Genomic DNA, 16,599 nt, shown 5'->3' with positions numbered 1-16,599 from the left:
AGAGCCGACGGCGGGGCCGGCCGGCGGTGGAGACGTGGTGCATGAGGCCGCGATGGTGCGCGGCGCGGCGGAGGCGGCGCGAGGAGGGTGGGAAGACGCCGTGGACGGGCCGGGATCGCGGTGGGTCCTGCGAGCGGCGGGGTTTCGACAGCTCTATGAACTCGATCAGTGAGCTCGAGTAGTTCGATAACGCAGTTGCGTTTTATAATCGGAGCGAGCCTGGCGTGCGTCAAGGACTCATGGCTGGATTGTTATCGTCGGGCGGTCTGCACCGGTCCCCGTCGAGCCGCTCCACAGGAGGTTGATCATTGGCCACGTCCAGGGACCGCTCCCCGTCCACTGCCCCCGCCGCGCGGGCGCTGTGGCCGCTCGGCGGGCTGCCGGAGCCGTACTCTCCCGGGCGCGAACTGCCCGCGGTGGTGGGCGTCGCGGACCTGCGGGCCACGAACGCCGCTGCCATCCTCGCCGCCGTCCGCTCGACCGACCCGCACCCCCGGCTCTCCACCCTGGCCGAGGCGACCAAGCTCTCCCGCCCCACCGTTGAGGCGATCGTCGAGGAACTCATGGACTGCGGCCTCATCGAGGTCGCCCCGGCCGTCTCCGCCCGTGGTCAGCGTTCGCCCGGCCGCCCGGCCCGCCGGTTCCGCTTCTGCCCGCGCGCGGGCTTCGTCATCGGCGTGGATGTACGGGCCCGCTCGGTGAGCGCCTGCCTGGCCGACCTCGACGGCCTGCCGGTGGCCGTCGAACGCAAGGCGGTGCGCGCCGACTTGGGCGGCCGGGCCCGCGCCCGCGCCGTGACGGGGGTGGTACAGCGCGCGATCGACCGCTCCGGAGCCGACGCCCGGCGGGTGTGGGCCGCGACGGTGGGCACCCCCGGCCTGGTGGACAGGAGCAACACCCGTATCCGGCAGGCCGACAACCTCAAGGGCTGGGCCGAGGCGGACATCGTCACCGTCCTCCGCGACGCCCTCGGCTGCCCGGTCGCCGTGGAGAACGACGCCAACCTCGCCGCGCTCGGCGAGCAGTGGCGCGGGGTCGGCGGCGCAGCCGACGAGATGGTCTTCGTCCTGCTCGGTGAACGCCTCGGCGCCGGTGTCATCACCGGGGGGCGCCTGCTGCGCGGACACCGCGGTGCGGCCGGTGAGATCGGCTTCATCCGCTTCCCCGGCAGCCCCTCCTCGCAGCCCGGCCTCGAACCACTGGTCCCGGAAGCTGTGGCCCGGGATCCTGCGGACCCTGCGCGTCGCACCGGTACCGACATCGTCCGTGGCGCCGCCTCAGGGGATCCCGAAGCAGTCGCGGCCATCACGTCGTACGGGCGGAGGCTGGCCGCCGGGATCGCCCCCGTGCTGCTGGCGCTCGACCCGGCGCTGGTCGTGCTCGGCACCAGCCTCTTCCCTGTCCCCGGCCTGCTCCCGGCGGGGGAACTCCTCCTGAGCGCCGCCGAGGAGGAGGCCGGCAGCCTCCTCGTCGACCTGCCGCAGTGGCGGCTGTCCGCCCTGGGCGACGAGGCCGTGATCACCGGTGCGGTCCGCTTCGCCCTCTCCTCCGTCGAAGAGGTGCTGCGCACCCGGCCAACCAGCCTTCCGTCCCAGGGCGCGCTCGTCCGGCCCACGGGCCTGGAGACGGGGGCAGAAGCCCCCTAGTTGGCTCCGGTGCGAGCTCTCGGCGTGCCGGCCGGGAGGCGTCGTCTGCCCGAAAGGCCGCTCGTCCGCGTGCCAATCGACGCGCGTCCGGTACGACTCCGGTGATCCAGGCGTCCGGGCAATGGAGCTCGTAGGTGACGCCCACTTCAGACGCCCGCTGCAGCATCTCGACGGTCACGCGACAGCGCCCGGAGGCTCGGGACGACCGACAAGCCATCAGGTCATCTGTCCCGGACTCTTGACTCCGTTGACCACAGTCGCGATTCTCATGAGCATCCGCTTGTGCGAGTCATGACAACCAGGGCCCGACCTAGTCATACCCATGCCCTCCTGTCTGGCTCATCGACGGCGCCATCCGCCGACCGGGGACGTGAGTGATGACCATGACTCGACAGCCACACCGCAGGCGTAGCCCCATCACGGTTCTCTCGCTGCTCCTCATCGTGATGACCATGACGCTCGGCCCCACGTCCAGTTCCGCGGCCGGGGCAGACTGGTGGACCCCGGTCGCGCGGCCCGCGCCGGACTCCCAGATCAATGTCACGGGCGAGCCCTTCAAGGGAACCGACTCCCAGGGGGAGGTACGTGGCCTCGTCGACGCGCACAACCACCTGATGTCCAACGAAGCGTTCGGCGGCCGGCTCATCTGCGGCAAGCCGTTCTCCGAACTGGGGATCACCGACGCGCTCAAGGACTGTCCCGAGCACTATCCCGACGGCTCGCTCGCGATCTTCGACTTCATCACCAAGGGCGGCGACGGCAAGCACGACCCGAACGGATGGCCCACGTTCAAGGACTGGCCGGCCTATGACTCGGTGACCCACCAGCAGAACTACTACGCCTGGATCGAGCGGGCCTGGCGCGGCGGTCAGCGCGTGCTCGTCAACGACCTCGTCACCAACGGCGTGATCTGCTCGGTCTACCCCTTCAAGGACCGCAGCTGCGACGAGATGACCTCCATCCGTCTGCAGGCGAAGCTGACGTACGACATGCAGGCCTACATCGACAAGATGTACGGCGGCACCGGCAAGGGCTGGTTCAGGATCGTCACCGACAGCGGGCAGGCCCGCGAGGTCATCGAGCAGGGCAAACTGGCCGTCATTCTCGGGGTCGAGACCTCTGAGCCGTTCGGCTGCAAGCAGGTCCTGGACGTCGCGCAGTGCAGCAAGGCCGACATCGACCGCGGGCTGGACGAGCTGTACGACCTGGGCGTGCGCAGCATGTTCCTGTGCCACAAGTTCGACAACGCCCTGTGCGGGGTCCGTTTCGACGAGGGCGGTCTCGGTACGGCGATCAACGTCGGCCAGTTCCTGTCGACCGGCACCTTCTGGAAGACGGAGAAGTGCGCCGGTCCGCAAGCCGACAACCCCATCGGCGGCGCGGCGGCGCCGGACGCCGAGGACGAACTGCCGGCAGGTGTGGAGGTCCCGTCGTACGACGAGAACGCGCAGTGCAACACCCGCGGGCTCACCCAACTCGGCGAGTACGCAGTGCGCGGCATGATGGACCGCAAGATGATGCTCGAGATCGACCACATGAGCGTCAAGGCCACCGGCCGGGTCCTCGACATCTTCGAGGCGGAGTCCTACCCCGGTGTGCTCTCCTCGCACAGCTGGATGGACCTCAACTGGTCCGAGCGGGTCTACCGTCTCGGCGGCTTCATCGCCCAGTACATGCACGGCTCCGAGGAGTTCAGCGCGGAGGCGGAGCGCACGGACGCGCTGCGCGACAAGTACGGCGTCGGCTACGGCTTCGGCACGGACATGAACGGCGTCGCCGAGTGGCCGGCCCCCCGCGGCGCGGACACCGCGAACCCCGTGAAGTACCCCTTCCGCAGCGCCGACGGCAGCGCCGTCCTCGACAAGCAGACCACCGGGCAGCGCACCTGGGACATCAACACCGACGGCGCCGCGCACTACGGCCTCGTCCCGGACTGGGTGGAGGACGTCCGGCGCGTCGGCGGCCAGGGTGTCGTGGACGACCTCCTGCGGGGCGCCGAGTCCTATCTCGGCACCTGGGGAGCGTCCGAGGACCACAAGGCCGGGGTCAACCTCGCCTCGGGCTCGATCGCCTCGGCCAGTTCCTCGGAGTCGAACCCGTTCACGAGTTACGCACCCTCCAGGGCCGTGGACGGCAAACCCGACACGCGTTGGGCGAGCGACTGGAGCGGCGATCAGTGGCTCCGGCTCGACCTCGGGTCCGCGAACCTCGTCAAGCGCGTCACCCTCGACTGGGAGCGTGCCTACGGGAAGGCGTACCGCATCCAGGTCTCCACCGACGGCACGAACTGGCAGTCCGTATGGTCCACTACCACCGGCGACGGCGGCCTGGACACGGCCCGGTTCACCGGCGTGCCGGCCCGCTATGTACGCGTCCAAGGGCTCGAGCGGGGCACCGAATGGGGATACTCCCTCCGCGAAGTCGGTGTCTACAGCAACTGACAGCACGGAGTCGGTGTCCAAGGGCCGCGGCCGGCCGGATCAGCTCGCCTGATCCGGCCGGCCGCGGGACGCCTTCCCCGGCGGAACACAAGAGCCGAGACACGAGAGCAAAGGGAATCCACATGGCACGGATGCCGTCGGCCGAGCGGCGCCGACAGCTCACCGAGGCGGCGATCCGTGCGATGACCCGAGACGGCGTCCCCCGGACGACGACCCGGTCCATCGCCGCCGAGGCGGGCGTGTCACTGAGCATCTTCCACTACTGCTTCGACTCCAAGCAGGCCTTGATCGAGTCCGTCATCGAGACGATCACCGGTCATTACGTCACGGTCGTGAAGGAAGCGATCCGACCGAAGGCCACCCTGCGGGAGACCATCGGGGCCGGCTTCCAGGCCTACTGGGACCATGTGTCCGCCAATCCGGGCGAGCACATGCTCACGTACGAACTGACTCAGTACGCCCTGCGCCAACCCGGGTTCGAGCATCTGGCACGACGGCAGTACGAGCTGTACTCCGACACCTACGCCGAACTCATCGAACAGCTCGGGCACAGCATGAACTTCGAACTCCGTGTACCTGTCCCCGTGTTGGCCCGCTATCTGGCCGCCATGACCGACGGCCTGACTCTGAACTTCCTCGTCCTCGGCGATGACGCGGCCTGGGCGGACATTCTCGACACGATCACCGACCACGTCGCCGGTCTCGTCCGGGACGAGGCGCCCGCGGCGACCTGAACGCCGGGCTCCGCCCCTGGCCGGTAGGACCCCGGAGTCGATCGGGCGAGTGCCCCTGATCCTCCAGGGGACGGGAAACCCGAATTCCACCGCGCGCTCACCGTCCGGGGTGAGGATCCCAAAGAGATTCAACTCGCCGTACGAGCGCTCCCAGGCGCCGCCCAGCACGAGGGCGGGCCGGTGTCCGCCGGGGTGGTGCCGCCGGCGCAGCGCCACCTTCGACAGGCCGTGCGGGCCCGGGGCGGCGAGAGTCAACTCCTACTCTCCATCCGGCTGGTGACATGCCGTCACTTCCGCGCCGGGCGCCGTCCAGCGGCCCGGCCCCGGCGGTGCGGCGGAGCGCGGGTCCCCGTCCGCCGCGATGATCACGTGGAGGGCATCGGGCAGGGGAACATCGATCACCGACATGACCTGCCGCCTCTCTCAGCCCTTCACCGCGCCGGACGTGAGCCCTTGGACGATGTGACGGCTGGCGAAGGCGAACAGCAGCATCGTGGGCAGGATGGTGAGGACCGCCGCCGCGGACATGGAGCCCCAGTCGATGTTGAAGCTGGAGATGAATCCGTTCAGGGCCGTGGGGACGGTCTTGTTGGCGTCGCTGTTCAACAGCGTCACGGACAGGAAGAGTTCGTTCCAGCAGTTGACGAAGTTGAAGATGAACGCGGCCACGATCCCGGGACGCATCACCGGCAGCAGCACCCGGAACAGCGCCCCGAACCGGGACAAGCCGTCGATCATGGCGGCCTCCTCCAGCGCGTCCGGGATGTTCTCGAAGAAGCCGCGGAGCATCACCGTGCAGAACGGGATGCAGACGGCGATGTAGACGAGGATGAGCCCGAGCCGGTTGTCGACCAGCTTGAGGTCGGTCATCAGCAAGTACAGCGGTCCCAGCGCGATGAAGGTCGGAATCATCTGGGTGACCAGGGCGGCCATCAGCAGCGCGGACTTGGTACGGAACTCGAAGCGTGCCAGTACGTACGCCGACAGCATCGAGATCGCCGTGGCGACCGCGCCCGCGACGGTCGCCACGATGAGGCTGTTGGTGAGGTAGACGCCGAAGTCGGCCTTGCCGAACAGCCCGCTGTAGTTCTCGAGCGAGAAGCGCTCGGGCCAGTAGGCGATCGGGAAGGTGAAGATGTCGCCGGGTGCCTTCAGCGAGGTGATGGTGATCCAGTAGAGCGGGAAGACGGTGAAGACCAGCCACAGCCCCAGGAAGGTGAACTTGCTGGCCCGGCCGGCCGTGGACTCCTTGCCGATCACGGCTTCACCTCTCGCCTCTCGCGCGTGGCCAGAAGGAAGAAGACCGCGAACACCAGCAGCGTGGCGACCACGATGAGGCCGAGCGCGGAGGCCCTGCCGTAGTCGCCCTGCTGGGTGATCTTGATCATCCAGGTGGTCACGATGTGCGTCTCGTTGTTGGGTCCGCCGCCGGTCATTCCGAAGATCAGGTCGGGGAAGTTGAAGATCCAGATGACCCGCAGCAGCACCGTCAGCGCGAGGGTGACCCTGATGTACGGGATCGTGATCTGGAACAGCGTGCGCACCTTGCCGGCTCCGTCGAGCGCCGCCGCCTCGTACAGTTCCTCGGGGACGGACTGCAGGGCGGCCAGGATCATGATCGTGAAGAAGGTGACCCCGTACCAGACGTTGGCGACCACGACGGCGAACATCGCGGTCTTCGGGTCGGCCAGCCAGGCGACCGGCTCGTCGATCAGCCCGGCCTTCTGGAGCAGATCGTTGACGACACCGAACTCGCTGTTGAACAGCCAGCGGAACAGGATGCCGATGAGGAATCCGGAGATCGCCCAGGGGAAGAAGACCAGCGCCTGGTAGAGGCCGCGGAAGCGGAACTTCCGGCGCAGCCACAGGGCGAGGGCGAAGCCGATCACCAACTGGGGCACGATCGAACCGAACACCCAGACGGCGGTGTTGGTAAGGACGGTGCCCCAGGCGGGGTCGGCGAAGACGTCACGGAAGTTCTTCAGGCCCACCCAGGAGGTGTCGCTCAGGTCCGTCAGATTCCAGTTACGGAAGGCCATCTGGCTGCCGGCGATCATCGGGTAGTACGTGAAGACCGCCACGAAGATCGCGGCCGGGGCCATGAAGGCGGCGATGAGCAGCCCGCGCCGGGAGGTGAACTCCGGCTTGCGGCGTCCCCGTTCAGTGCCCCGGGCGGGCGGGTCTCCCCCCTTCCGGTTCCGGGAGGAGCCCGCCGACGCCGTTTTCGTCGTTTCCGTCGTACTCGTACTCGAACTCGTCGTTTCGGACGCGGACGGCATTTTGCCTAGTCCTCCTGCTGCCACTTCTCGGTCCAGTACGCGTCCCAGCCGGCCAGCAGCGCCTTGGGCGTCAGCTTGCCGAGCACCATCTTCTGCACGTCGGCGTCGGCCTTCTGCTGCCACTCGGTCCACCAGGCGACGCCCCGCGGCTGGCTGACGTTGAGGTACTTCTCCGGCTGCTCCGTCATGGTGACGTAACTGGACCAGGGGCCGGTCTTGTAGAACGGGTCCTCGGTGGCCGACTTGAGGATCGGCACCAGGCTGTTCTCCTTGGTGAAGGTCGTCGACGCCTCGCCCTCGGAGAGGAACTCGACCAGCTTGACGGCCTCGGCCTTGTTCTTGCTGCCGTCCGCGACGCCCCATCCGGCGGTGGCCAGCGGCTGGACGGTCTTGCCGCTGGGGCCTGCCACCAGCGGGGCGGTGTCCCACTGGTCCTTCGCGATCGCCTTGGACTCCGAAACCGTGGCGATCACTTCGGGATCCTGGAGCAGGAAGGCCGTGGAGCCGTTGGAGAACCCCTCGACCATCTCCGGATAGCCCCAGGACACGGACGACTTCGGGGACGCCTGCTTGAAGAGCTTGAGGTAGGTCTCCATGGCGTCGAGGGCCTCGGGCGCGGAGAAGATCGTGCTGCCGTCCTTCAGCTTGAAGCCGTTGGCGGGGTCGATCTCGTCGGCGACGTACGCCTCGATGACGGCGGTGGCGTTGCCGTTGGCGTTGGCCCCGCCGCGGAAGGCGTACCCGTAGCGGCGCTTCGCCGGGTCGTGGATGGCGGAGGCCTGCGTCAACAGCTCCTCCCAGGTGGCCGGCGGCGCGCTGAATCCGGCCTCCTTGATCAGGTCGGTGCGGTAGAAGACGCTCAGGCCGTAGAAGCCGTACGGGACGAAGTAGGTCTCGCCGTCGGCGTCCTGGGAGGCCTTGACGGCGTTCTCCGTCATGGCCTCCCAGCCCTTCCAGCCGGTGAGGTCCTTCTTCATGTCGTAGAGCCAGCCGTTGTTCGACCACGGGCCCACGGTGGTGTCCCGCACCTCGAGGGTGTCCACGCCACTGCCGGACTGGAGCATCTGCTGGATCTTCTGGTCGGCCTGCTCGGTGGGCGGCGAGACCAGATTGACCTTGATCTTGGGGTTCTGCTGCTCGAAGTCCGCTATGAGGCCCTTCAGCAGATCCGTGCGGGCGGGGTTCGTCAGGCTCTCGACCATGTTGAGGGTGACCGTTCCGCCACCACCACCGCTCACGGTGGAGCATCCGGTCAGCACCAACGCGCCGGCCGTGCCGAGGGCGAGAGCTACCGTCCTTCTTCTCATCATGCCGACCTCTTCCTTGGATGCGGCCGCGCCGGCGGCGGCTTCGGGGACGGGGGTTTCGCGGTGCCGCGCCGCTACGGCGCAGCGGGGTGTTCGCGGGCCGCGCGGGCCCACTCGCCGAGGACGGGGACGCAGTCCTCGGCGAAGTACTCGTAGTCGGCGGCGGTGTTGTAGACGTGCGCGGACAGCCGCAGATAACCGGTGCCGCCGAAGCTGGTGAAGGCCGTCTCCACGCCCAGTTCCCGGGCGGTCCGGTCGCGCAGCGCGTCGGCCTCGACGCGGCTGGCGCCCAGTCCCGCCGGCAGCCGCACCAGCCGCATTCCGGGCACCGCCATGCCCACGTCGACGGCGCTGGGTTCACCGGTGAGCTCGGCGAACGCGGCGCCGACGACGCGCTCGGCGTAGCCGACCAGGTCGTCCATGTACTGGCGGGCGGTCCCCCAGCCCCAGGTGCGCTCGATGAGGTCCAGCGCCGTCGGCGCCGCCAGATAGCTGGTGAGGTCCACCGTGCCCTGCTGGTCGAAGCGGTCGGGGTACGGATCGGCGGCGCCCCACGAGTCGATCAGGGGGTAGAGCTGCTCGCGCCGCGGGCCACGGGCGACCAGCGCGGCGGTGCCGCGCGGTGCGCAGCCCCACTTGTGCAGGTTCCCAGCCCAGAAGTCGCACGTCACACCGTCGAGGGGGGCGGCGATCAGACCGGGGGCGTGGGCTCCGTCGACGAGCAGCGGGATGTCGCGCCGCCGGGCCTCCGCGCCGATCCGCTCCACCGGCATCCGGCGTGCGGTCGCCGAGGTGATGTGGTCGAGGACGATGAGATCTGTGGCCTCACCGATCTCGGCGGCCACGGCCTCGTACGCCTGCTCCTCGTCCGCGTCCAGCGGCACCCGGGCGGTGCGGACCCGGCCGCCCCAGCGGCGTGCCAACCGTTCCGCGCCCATGGTCACAGCCCCGTAGCCGTGATCGGTGACGACGATCTCGCCACCGCGGCGGCGGGAGAGGCCGGCGAACACGACGCTGGCACCGGCACTGGCGTTCGGCACCAGGGCGAGGTCGTCCGGGGCGACCCGCAGGAAGGCGGCGAGTTCGACCCGGGTGGCGGAGATCCGCTGCGGCAGCGCCGGGAACCACACCACCGGGGAGCGGTCCATTTCCGCACGCAGTTGGTTCTGCCGCTCCTGCGCCACCGAGGGGACCGCCCCGAACGAGCCATGGTTCAGGTGCTTCATCGCGGGATCCAGCGACCACGCCCGAGCGGCGGGCCGGCCGTCGGCCAGCAGGAGGGGGCGCGGCGCGGTGGTGACCTCGGTCTCGCTCACATCACTCCGTATCTGCCCGACCTGAGTGCCCGAGACATCAGACGGTGTCTGATCTTTTCTCAGAGACATATGATGACTCGGCATCCTGGCATGGCATTTTCGCGTTCTGCAAGGCTCGTGCAGGGAAGTCATCAGATGAATCTTGGCCGATACATACAAGACATCTGATGTCTCGGTACTATGCACGAGGGCTTCGGTGATGCCGCCGGTCCGTCAGGGAGGAGTCGAATGTCCGCAGTCGACAAGGCGTTCCACGGCCTACGACACATGATCGCGACGGGACGTCTCGGTGCGGGCGAGCGCATCCCGCCCGAAGCCGAGCTCGGCGAGGAACTCGGCGTCTCGCGGGGATCGTTGCGTGAGGCCGTGCGGATGCTCGCGGCCCTGGGAGTGATCGAGCCGCGGCACGGCTCGGGTACCTACGTCTCCCAGCTCAGGCCGGAGGACATCATCGGCAGCCTCTCACTGACCCTCGAACTCCTGCCACTGCCCGGCCTGTTGGAGGTGTACGAGATCCGGCGGGTCCTGGAGGCTCATGTCGCGGCCAAGGCCGCCGCGCGCCGAACCCCCGAGACCGTGCGGACGCTCTTCTCGCTCATCGAGGCCATGGAGGCCACCGACGACCCCGCCGAGGCCTCGGAGCTCGACCACCGCTTCCACGCGGAGATCGCCCGGGCCGCCGAAAACCCCACCCTCGCCTCCCTGCTCGCGGTCTTCCGCGCCCGCTCCCGCAAGTACCAGGTCTTCACCCTCCCTGAAGGCCCCGAGCTGCGGCGCAAGAGCGACGCGGACCACCGCGTGCTGGCCACCGCGATCGCCGACCGCGACCCTGGCTCCGCCGCGGGCGCGGCCGAGGCCCACGTCACCCAGACGGAGCGGTGGCTGCGTGCCTTCATGCCTCCGGTGGAGGAGGGCGCCGAAGGCCGGGAGAAGAGCGGCGAGGCTGACGGCGCCCTGAGCTGATGGCACTCGGCCGTCGGCGGGCCGTACCCCGCGGCGCCCGTCACGGGGCTGGCCGGCCGGCCAGAGAGAATCGACGCGACGACCAATTGAGGTCCTGGCCGTCAAACTCCCTCGTTCCAAGCAGCTCTCACCCTCTCGGGGTGGCCCTCCGATCCCGTCCCTGGACCGGCCGCCCGACGCCAGTGCTCCGTCGCTTGCCGGCCGGTCGCGAACCAGACGTCCCTCTGCGCGCGGACGTGGTCCAGAAGTTCCTCGAGCAACAGGGCGCGGCCCGGCTTGCCGATGGACTGCGGGTCGAGGGCCAGGACCCAGCACAGGCCGTAGTCGCGGTAGGCGTCGAAGGAGTCCTTCCAGTCGTTCAGGACGTCCTGGTAGGCGGCGATGCGGGACTCGGCGGGAGGGAAGGCGACCGGGGCGCCGTTGAAGAGGAAGTACGGGTGATCGGCGTACTCCCACTGCCAGGGCAACTCCACGACGGGCGTGGGCCGTCCGGCGGTCCACAGCAGGTGGGGGCGGTCGTCGCCGTGTGTGGACGAGGACCAGCCGAAGCCCAGTTCGTCGAGGAGCGCGGCGTGCCCGTCGCCCATGGGGCCCGGTGCTGCCCGTAGCCCGGTCGGCCGGGCGCCGGTCACCGTCTCCAGCAGATCGGCGGTTCGCGACCAGGCCTCCCGGATGTCCGAGGTGGGTGTCCCTCCGGGGACGGGGGACGCAGCCGCGGCGATCTCGTGTCCCGCGGCGGCGACCTGGCGGACCGTGTCGGCGTGGCGCAGCGCGCTGTGCTCGGGAACGAACCAGGTGGCCGGGAGACCGTACGCGTCCAGGAGGTCCAGGAGGCGCGGGACGCCACGGGTTACGGCGTACGTCCCCAGCGAGAGGGTCTTGGGCCGGTGCCGGGCCGACGGGTGCTGCCTGAGCCAGAACAGTTCGGCGTCCAGGTTGAAGGTGAGCACCACCGCGCACCTGGCGCCTCCCGGCCACTGCGGGCGCGGCTGCCGACGCCGCCGGGTGCCACTGTCAGCGCCGGGACCCGACATGGCCGTATCAGAGATGCTCATATCGTCCTCCCCGAAGCGGTCTCGCCGCGCGACCGCCACCAGTCGGCGATCTCGGCACCCGTGGCGAACCAGACGTCACCAGCTCGCCGCATGTGGTCCAGCAGTCGCTCCAGGGCACGCACCCGCTGGGGTTTACCGATGACCTGGGGATGCAGCATCAGCACGTAGCACAGGCCCCATCGGTGGTAACCGTCGAACTCGCGGCGCCAGTTGTCGAAGGTGGTGAGCGTGGACGCGATCCGGTCCAGACCGCGCGGCTCCGGCGGGGACTCGTTGTAGACGAACTGCTGGTAGTCGTCCAGCTCCCAGTGCGCCGGGATCTCGATCAGGTCCAGGACGTGGCCGTCGGCCTCCCAGCGGTAGGGCCGGTCGTCGCCGCGCATGGAGCTGGAGTAGGAGAAGCCCAGTTCCGCCAGGAGGGACGGGGTGTCGGCGGCGATGTCGCCGCTCGGGCTGCGAAAGCCCACCGCGCGTACTCCGGCAGTACGTTCCAGCAGGTCCTGGCCGCGCTCGATGATGTCGCGCTGCGCCGCGCGGGAGTGGTCGAAGAAGGTCTCGTGCATCCAGCCGTGATGGCCGATCTCATGTCCGGACGCGGCGATGTCCTTCACCACGGCGGGCCACTCTTCGACGATTTTGCCCGGTACGAAGAAGGTGGCGGGCAGTGAGCGGTCCTCCAGCAGGTCCAGCAGGCGCGGGGTGCCCCGCCAGGGGCCGTACGCGCCGAGGGAGAAGCCCCGCGCGTCGTCCCACTGCCCGGTGGCGCGGTCGAGCCACAGGGTGGGGCCGTCCAGGTCGAAGCTGAGCATGGCGGCACAGCGTGCCCCGCCCGGCCAGACGGGCGGCGGTCCTTGGTGCATGGGCGGTTCCGATTCGCGTGAGTCGTGAGCGGTGCCGGTCAGCTCCTGCGTGGCCGTGACTCGGGCGCGTCGAGCAGCTGCCCGCGCAGCACAGTGAGTTGGTGGGAGGTCTCGACGGCCCGGTGCTCGTCCAGTGAGGCGAGGGCGAGTACGAGGGTGTCCATTACGACGGTGCCGGCGAGGGACTCGGCGGTGATGCCCGTTGGCGTGTGCGGGGCGCTGATCACCACGTCAGCGCGCCTGGCCAGGGGGCTCGTAGGCTCGTCGGTGACCAGCAGGACGCCCGCGCCGACCGCCCGCGCCCGCTCGGTGAGGACAGTGAACTCCCGCAGCAGTCGGCCGGGTTGGAGGATCACCACCGCGTCGCCGCGGCCGAGGTCCAGCAGTTCGTCGGCCATGGTGAAGCCGGTGGCGCCGACGAAACGGGCCCGGCGACCGGCCCGTCGCAGCTTCAACACCAGGTGGCGGGCGGCGAGTTCGGAGGCGCCGACGCCGTACGCGACCACTTCGCGCGCGTCGGCCAGGATCTGGACCGCCTGCTTGAGCACGTCCGTCTCCAGCAGCCGGCGGCACTGTTCGAGACGCTCCGCCGCCTCGTCGAAGACGCGGTCCTTGATCTGCTCCAGGTCGTGGCCGACATGGGCGATGCGCTGCTTGAGCCGTTCCTCGGGAGCGGTCGCGGAGGTGAAGTCTGCGGCGAGTTCCCGCTTGAGCGCGGGCAGTCCGGTGTAGCCGAGGCGCTGCAGGGCGCGTACGACGGTGGCGTTGCTGGTTCCGCTCGCCGTGCCCAGCTCCTGCGCGCTGGCGAAGAGCAGGTGCTCCGGCGGAGTGTTCGCCAGGTACTGGGCCACCACGCGCTCCGAGGCGGACAACTCCCCCCACAGGTCGCGAATCGTGGCGTGGAGTCGTGTCGCTCCGGTTACGTCTTCTGTTTCGCTCATTACAGCTATTGACTTCCTCGTAGCGTCCATTACTAACCTGGTGCCATCATTCCAGAAGCTCCGGATCCTGAAACGCACATTACAGGCCCGTTGTGGGTCCGGGCCTTGGATCACATGCGTCGCAGAGCACAATCGCAGAGCACAGGAGAGGCATGACAGCCAGCGCCATCCCGATCGTCGAGATCTCCGGTACGCCCGCCGAGCGCGGCCGCCAGTACGGCGAAGCCGTGCGCGGCAGACTCGGCGCCGCGCTCGCCTACTACCAGGAAGCCTTCGGCCAGTCGTCGGGGCTTGCCTGGGACCAGGTCACCGCGCGGGCCGAGCGCTGGCTGGAGCCGGTGCGCGCGTACGCCCCCGATCTCGTCGAGGAGATGCGCGGGATCGCCGAGGGGGCCGGGGTCGGTCTCCTGGACGTGCTCGCACTGAACGCCCGGGGCGAGATCCTCTACGACGAGACCTTCGCCGGGATGCGCGGCCGGGAGGACTCCACGGACGACACCGTGGAGGAGAAGGGCACGGCCGACGGCTGCACCTCGTTCGCCGTCATGGGCGAGGCCAGCGGCGACGGGCACGTGTACTGCGGTCAGAACTGGGACTGGAGGGCGGGCACCGCGGACACCCTCGTGATGCTGCGGATCGTCCAGCCTTCGCGGCCCACGGTGATCATGCAGGTCGAGGCGGGCCAGATCGGCCGCCAGGGCGCCAACTCCGCGGGCATCGCCCTCAACGCCAACGGTCTCGGCGGCCGTTTCGACGACGCCGTGGGCCTGCCCCAGACCGTGATCCGCCGCCGCGTACTGGACAGCGAGTCGATCAGCGAAGCGGTCGAGGTACTGTGCCGCACCCGCGGCCATATCGCCAGCAACGCCCTGCTGACCTGCCGCGAAGGCTTCGCCGTCGACCTGGAGACCACCCCCGGCGCGCACGGCTGGCTGTATCCGACCGACGGCCTGCTCGTGCACGGCAACCACTACCAGGCCGGCGTGCCCGTCCAGCTCGCCGCCAACTACCGCCCGGCGTCCTCCGATTCACTGATCCGCGTCCCCCGCGCCGAGTCCGGACTGCGCCAACTGCGTACGGCCACCGCCCCTGACGACTCCCGCAAGCTGATCCGCCAGGCCATGTCCGACCACCTCGGTCACCCCGAGGGCCTGTGCACCCACCCCGATCCGCGGCAGGCGGAGGTCAAGCGGTGGACGACGCTGCTGTCCTCCTGCGTGGACCTGACCACCGGTGACTACTACGTGACCCCGGGCACCCCCTGCGACCACGAGTACCAGTACCTGCCCTGGAACCTCTACGACGGCCCGCACGCGCCGAACTGACACACCATCAGTCGCCGCCCCGAACGTCCCGCCACCCCCCGCACCGACGCCCCGTCACCCCTCGAACCACCAGGAAGAGCCTGCTATGAGAACCAAGCTCTGTACCACCGCAGCCGGCCTCGCGGGAGCACTGCTGTTCACCGCGGGATGCTCCGGGGCCTCCACCGGGTCGGGCGGCGCGACTGCCGACGCCGCCGAGCTCAAGCTCACCAACACCACCGCCAAGGCGTCCGGCGAGGCCGCCTCGGTGAACTGGCTGGTGGAGCAGGAGCCCGGTTCCCTGGACCTGGACCGGCAGGGCAACACCAGCGGACGGACCGTGCTGGCCAACGTCTGCGAGCGGCTGCTCCAGCTCCAGCCCGACCTCACCACCGAGCCGCAGCTCGCGGCGAAGGCCGAGTACACCGACGACAGGACGCTCGTCCTCACCCTCCGCGACGGCGTCACCTTCCACGACGGCTCCCCCATGACGGCCGACGACGTGGTGTGGAGCCTGAAGCGGCACGCGCAGCCGGAGATGTCGGAGTCGGACGAGTACGAGGACGTCGACGAGATCACCAAGACCGGCGCATCCGAGGTCACCGTCACCTTCAAGGAGCCGAGTGCCCTGTTCATGAAGGCGCTGGCCGGTGACGCCGGGATCATCATGGACCGCGAGACGGTGGAGAAGCAGGGCGACGACTACGGCACCCCTGGCCGGCCGGACGCCTGCACGGGGCCGTACCGGCTGAAGAGCTGGGATTCCGGTTCGTCGATCAACATCGAGCGTTACGCGGACTACTGGGACGACAGCAGCCCGGCGCTGACGAAGAACGTCGTCTTCCGCTGGGCGACCGGCAGCGCGCTGGTCAACGCCGTCTCCACCGGCGCGGCGGACGGCGCGTATCTGACCGCCACGGGCCCGGCCGCCGTACTGGCCGAGAAGAAGGGCGTACGCGCCTACTACGGGCAGAGCACCACCGCCTGGTCGCTCAGCCCCACCGACAGCGGCGCGCTGAAGGACGCCCGGCTGCGCAAGGCGCTGTCGCTGGCGCTGGACCGTGAGGGCATCGCCAAGTCCGGGTTCAGCGGGCTCGCCACGCCCTGGGCGACGCCCGTCGGGCCCGGCGCGTGGGGCTACGAGAAGGCCACGTTCGAGAAGGCGCAGACGGACCTGGAGAAGTCGACCGCGTACACGGCGTCGCCGTCGTCCGACGACATCGACGAGGCCAAGCAGCTGGTCGAGGAGGCCGGGGCACCCGCGCAGCCGATCGTCGTGGCCAGTGACGGCGGTGAGAGCCAGACGGTCATCACCAACGCGGTGCGCGGCGCGGCACAGAAGGTCGGTCTCGAGGTGAACGTGAAGACCGTGCCGCCGAGTCAGTACGACGAGTTCTTCGCCGACCCGAAGGCGCGGGAGGGCTTCGATCTGATCGCGGTCGACTGGTACATCTCCAAGGCCGACCCGGTGGGCTTCTACGACAACGGCATGTCCGGCAGCGCCAACAACTGGCTCGGATACTCGGACAGCGGCTACGACACCCTCGTCAAGAAGGCCCAGCAGACGATCGACGACAAGCAACGGGCGAAGCTCGTCATCGAGGCGCAGTCGAAGTTCGCCGACGCCGCCGTGTGGATTCCGCTGGTGCAGGTGCCGTCGGTGCTGGTGCTCGGCGAGAAGTACACCGGCCCGCCCGCGTCCATGGTGTCGCTCTACTACCCCTGGGCCGCCGACCTCGGAACGAAGGGCTGA

General features: G+C 69.3%; 14 protein-coding genes. 6 read left to right on the top strand and 8 right to left on the bottom strand.

Going from position 1 to position 16,599, the window contains the following annotated elements; all coding sequences use genetic code 11:
* Positions 1-308: 308 nt before the first annotated feature.
* The 3 genes from ACFYO0_RS03615 to ACFYO0_RS03605 all read left to right on the top strand — a co-directional run bounded on the left by ACFYO0_RS03615 (position 309) and on the right by ACFYO0_RS03605 (position 4,821).
* Positions 309-1,646 carry an ROK family transcriptional regulator gene (locus ACFYO0_RS03615; RefSeq protein ID WP_388669926.1) on the top strand — a complete coding sequence of 446 codons (1,338 nt, stop codon included), beginning with the start codon at positions 309-311 and terminating at the stop codon, positions 1,644-1,646.
* A gap of 383 nt (positions 1,647-2,029) precedes the next feature.
* Entirely contained in the window at positions 2,030-4,087 is a 2,058-nt protein-coding gene (locus ACFYO0_RS03610; RefSeq protein ID WP_388669923.1) for a discoidin domain-containing protein, read from the top strand.
* Between the two features lie 122 nt (positions 4,088-4,209).
* Positions 4,210-4,821: a TetR/AcrR family transcriptional regulator gene (locus tag ACFYO0_RS03605; protein WP_388669920.1), complete on the top strand. Its 612-nt coding sequence runs from the start codon at positions 4,210-4,212 to the stop codon at positions 4,819-4,821.
* Positions 4,822-5,079: 258 nt separating this feature from the next.
* Here the strand turns inward: ACFYO0_RS03605 and ACFYO0_RS03600 are convergent, their stop codons facing one another.
* The 5 genes from ACFYO0_RS03600 to ACFYO0_RS03580 all read right to left on the bottom strand — a co-directional run bounded on the left by ACFYO0_RS03600 (position 5,080) and on the right by ACFYO0_RS03580 (position 9,723).
* Positions 5,080-5,229, bottom strand: coding sequence for a hypothetical protein (locus ACFYO0_RS03600; protein WP_388669917.1), 150 nt, complete (start codon positions 5,227-5,229; stop codon positions 5,080-5,082).
* Between the two features lie 15 nt (positions 5,230-5,244).
* Positions 5,245-6,081 carry a carbohydrate ABC transporter permease gene (locus ACFYO0_RS03595; protein ID WP_388669914.1) on the bottom strand — a complete coding sequence of 279 codons (837 nt, stop codon included), beginning with the start codon at positions 6,079-6,081 and terminating at the stop codon, positions 5,245-5,247.
* Positions 6,078-7,100 (bottom strand): carbohydrate ABC transporter permease, encoded by a 1,023-nt coding sequence (locus ACFYO0_RS03590; RefSeq protein ID WP_388669911.1) that lies wholly within the window; start codon positions 7,098-7,100, stop codon positions 6,078-6,080. The genes ACFYO0_RS03595 and ACFYO0_RS03590 overlap by 4 nt, the downstream gene beginning before the upstream one ends.
* Positions 7,101-7,105: 5 nt before the next feature.
* On the bottom strand, positions 7,106-8,407 hold the full coding sequence (locus tag ACFYO0_RS03585) for an ABC transporter substrate-binding protein (RefSeq protein WP_388670852.1): 1,302 nt from the start codon (positions 8,405-8,407) through the stop codon (positions 7,106-7,108).
* Between the two features lie 74 nt (positions 8,408-8,481).
* The gene (locus ACFYO0_RS03580; protein WP_388669908.1) at positions 8,482-9,723 is read right to left on the bottom strand and encodes an aminotransferase class V-fold PLP-dependent enzyme; all 1,242 of its coding nucleotides are present in this window, start codon (positions 9,721-9,723) and stop codon (positions 8,482-8,484) included.
* 228 nt (positions 9,724-9,951) lie between these two features.
* On the opposite strand from ACFYO0_RS03580, the gene ACFYO0_RS03575 reads away from it, so the two are divergent.
* Entirely contained in the window at positions 9,952-10,686 is a 735-nt protein-coding gene (locus tag ACFYO0_RS03575; RefSeq protein ID WP_388669905.1) for a FadR/GntR family transcriptional regulator, read from the top strand.
* A 101-nt stretch (positions 10,687-10,787) separates the two neighbouring features.
* Here ACFYO0_RS03575 and ACFYO0_RS03570 read toward each other — a convergent pair whose 3' ends face one another.
* The 3 genes from ACFYO0_RS03570 to ACFYO0_RS03560 all read right to left on the bottom strand — a co-directional run bounded on the left by ACFYO0_RS03570 (position 10,788) and on the right by ACFYO0_RS03560 (position 13,542).
* A complete protein-coding gene (locus ACFYO0_RS03570; protein ID WP_388669902.1) occupies positions 10,788-11,741 on the bottom strand; it encodes a polysaccharide deacetylase in 954 nt (317 codons plus the stop codon).
* The gene (locus ACFYO0_RS03565) at positions 11,738-12,550 is read right to left on the bottom strand and encodes a polysaccharide deacetylase (RefSeq protein WP_388669899.1); all 813 of its coding nucleotides are present in this window, start codon (positions 12,548-12,550) and stop codon (positions 11,738-11,740) included. The genes ACFYO0_RS03570 and ACFYO0_RS03565 overlap by 4 nt, the downstream gene beginning before the upstream one ends.
* Before the next feature lie 89 nt (positions 12,551-12,639).
* Positions 12,640-13,542, bottom strand: a complete 903-nt coding sequence (locus tag ACFYO0_RS03560; protein WP_388669896.1) for a MurR/RpiR family transcriptional regulator — start codon at positions 13,540-13,542, stop codon at positions 12,640-12,642.
* A gap of 152 nt (positions 13,543-13,694) precedes the next feature.
* Between ACFYO0_RS03560 and ACFYO0_RS03555 the strand changes: the two genes are divergently transcribed.
* Both ACFYO0_RS03555 and ACFYO0_RS03550 read left to right on the top strand, forming a co-directional pair.
* Entirely contained in the window at positions 13,695-14,867 is a 1,173-nt protein-coding gene (locus ACFYO0_RS03555; protein WP_388669893.1) for a C45 family autoproteolytic acyltransferase/hydolase, read from the top strand.
* Between the two features lie 85 nt (positions 14,868-14,952).
* On the top strand, positions 14,953-16,599 hold the full coding sequence (locus ACFYO0_RS03550; protein ID WP_388669890.1) for an ABC transporter substrate-binding protein: 1,647 nt from the start codon (positions 14,953-14,955) through the stop codon (positions 16,597-16,599).

Origin of the sequence: Streptomyces sp. NPDC006365, from assembly GCF_042870755.1 — a bacterium.
Lineage (GTDB): Bacteria > Actinomycetota > Actinomycetes > Streptomycetales > Streptomycetaceae > Streptomyces > Streptomyces xiangluensis.
The sequence above is the reverse complement of the archived record's forward strand: the minus strand, read 5'-3'. Positions and strand labels throughout refer to the sequence as shown.

Excerpts from the sequence above, each read along its gene's own strand:
- ACFYO0_RS03610 (WP_388669923.1), top strand. The coding sequence starts at position 2,030 with ATGACTCGACAGCCACACCGCAGGCGTAGCCCCATCACGGTTCTCTCG.
- ACFYO0_RS03605 (WP_388669920.1), top strand. The coding sequence starts at position 4,210 with ATGGCACGGATGCCGTCGGCCGAGCGGCGCCGACAGCTCACCGAGGCG.
- ACFYO0_RS03600 (WP_388669917.1), bottom strand. The coding sequence starts at position 5,229 with ATGTCGGTGATCGATGTTCCCCTGCCCGATGCCCTCCACGTGATCATC.
- ACFYO0_RS03590 (WP_388669911.1), bottom strand. The coding sequence starts at position 7,100 with ATGCCGTCCGCGTCCGAAACGACGAGTTCGAGTACGAGTACGACGGAA.
- ACFYO0_RS03585 (WP_388670852.1), bottom strand. The coding sequence starts at position 8,407 with ATGAGAAGAAGGACGGTAGCTCTCGCCCTCGGCACGGCCGGCGCGTTG.
- ACFYO0_RS03575 (WP_388669905.1), top strand. The coding sequence starts at position 9,952 with ATGTCCGCAGTCGACAAGGCGTTCCACGGCCTACGACACATGATCGCG.
- ACFYO0_RS03570 (WP_388669902.1), bottom strand. The coding sequence starts at position 11,741 with ATGAGCATCTCTGATACGGCCATGTCGGGTCCCGGCGCTGACAGTGGC.
- ACFYO0_RS03565 (WP_388669899.1), bottom strand. The coding sequence starts at position 12,550 with ATGCTCAGCTTCGACCTGGACGGCCCCACCCTGTGGCTCGACCGCGCC.
- ACFYO0_RS03560 (WP_388669896.1), bottom strand. The coding sequence starts at position 13,542 with ATGAGCGAAACAGAAGACGTAACCGGAGCGACACGACTCCACGCCACG.
- ACFYO0_RS03555 (WP_388669893.1), top strand. The coding sequence starts at position 13,695 with ATGACAGCCAGCGCCATCCCGATCGTCGAGATCTCCGGTACGCCCGCC.
- ACFYO0_RS03550 (WP_388669890.1), top strand. The coding sequence starts at position 14,953 with ATGAGAACCAAGCTCTGTACCACCGCAGCCGGCCTCGCGGGAGCACTG.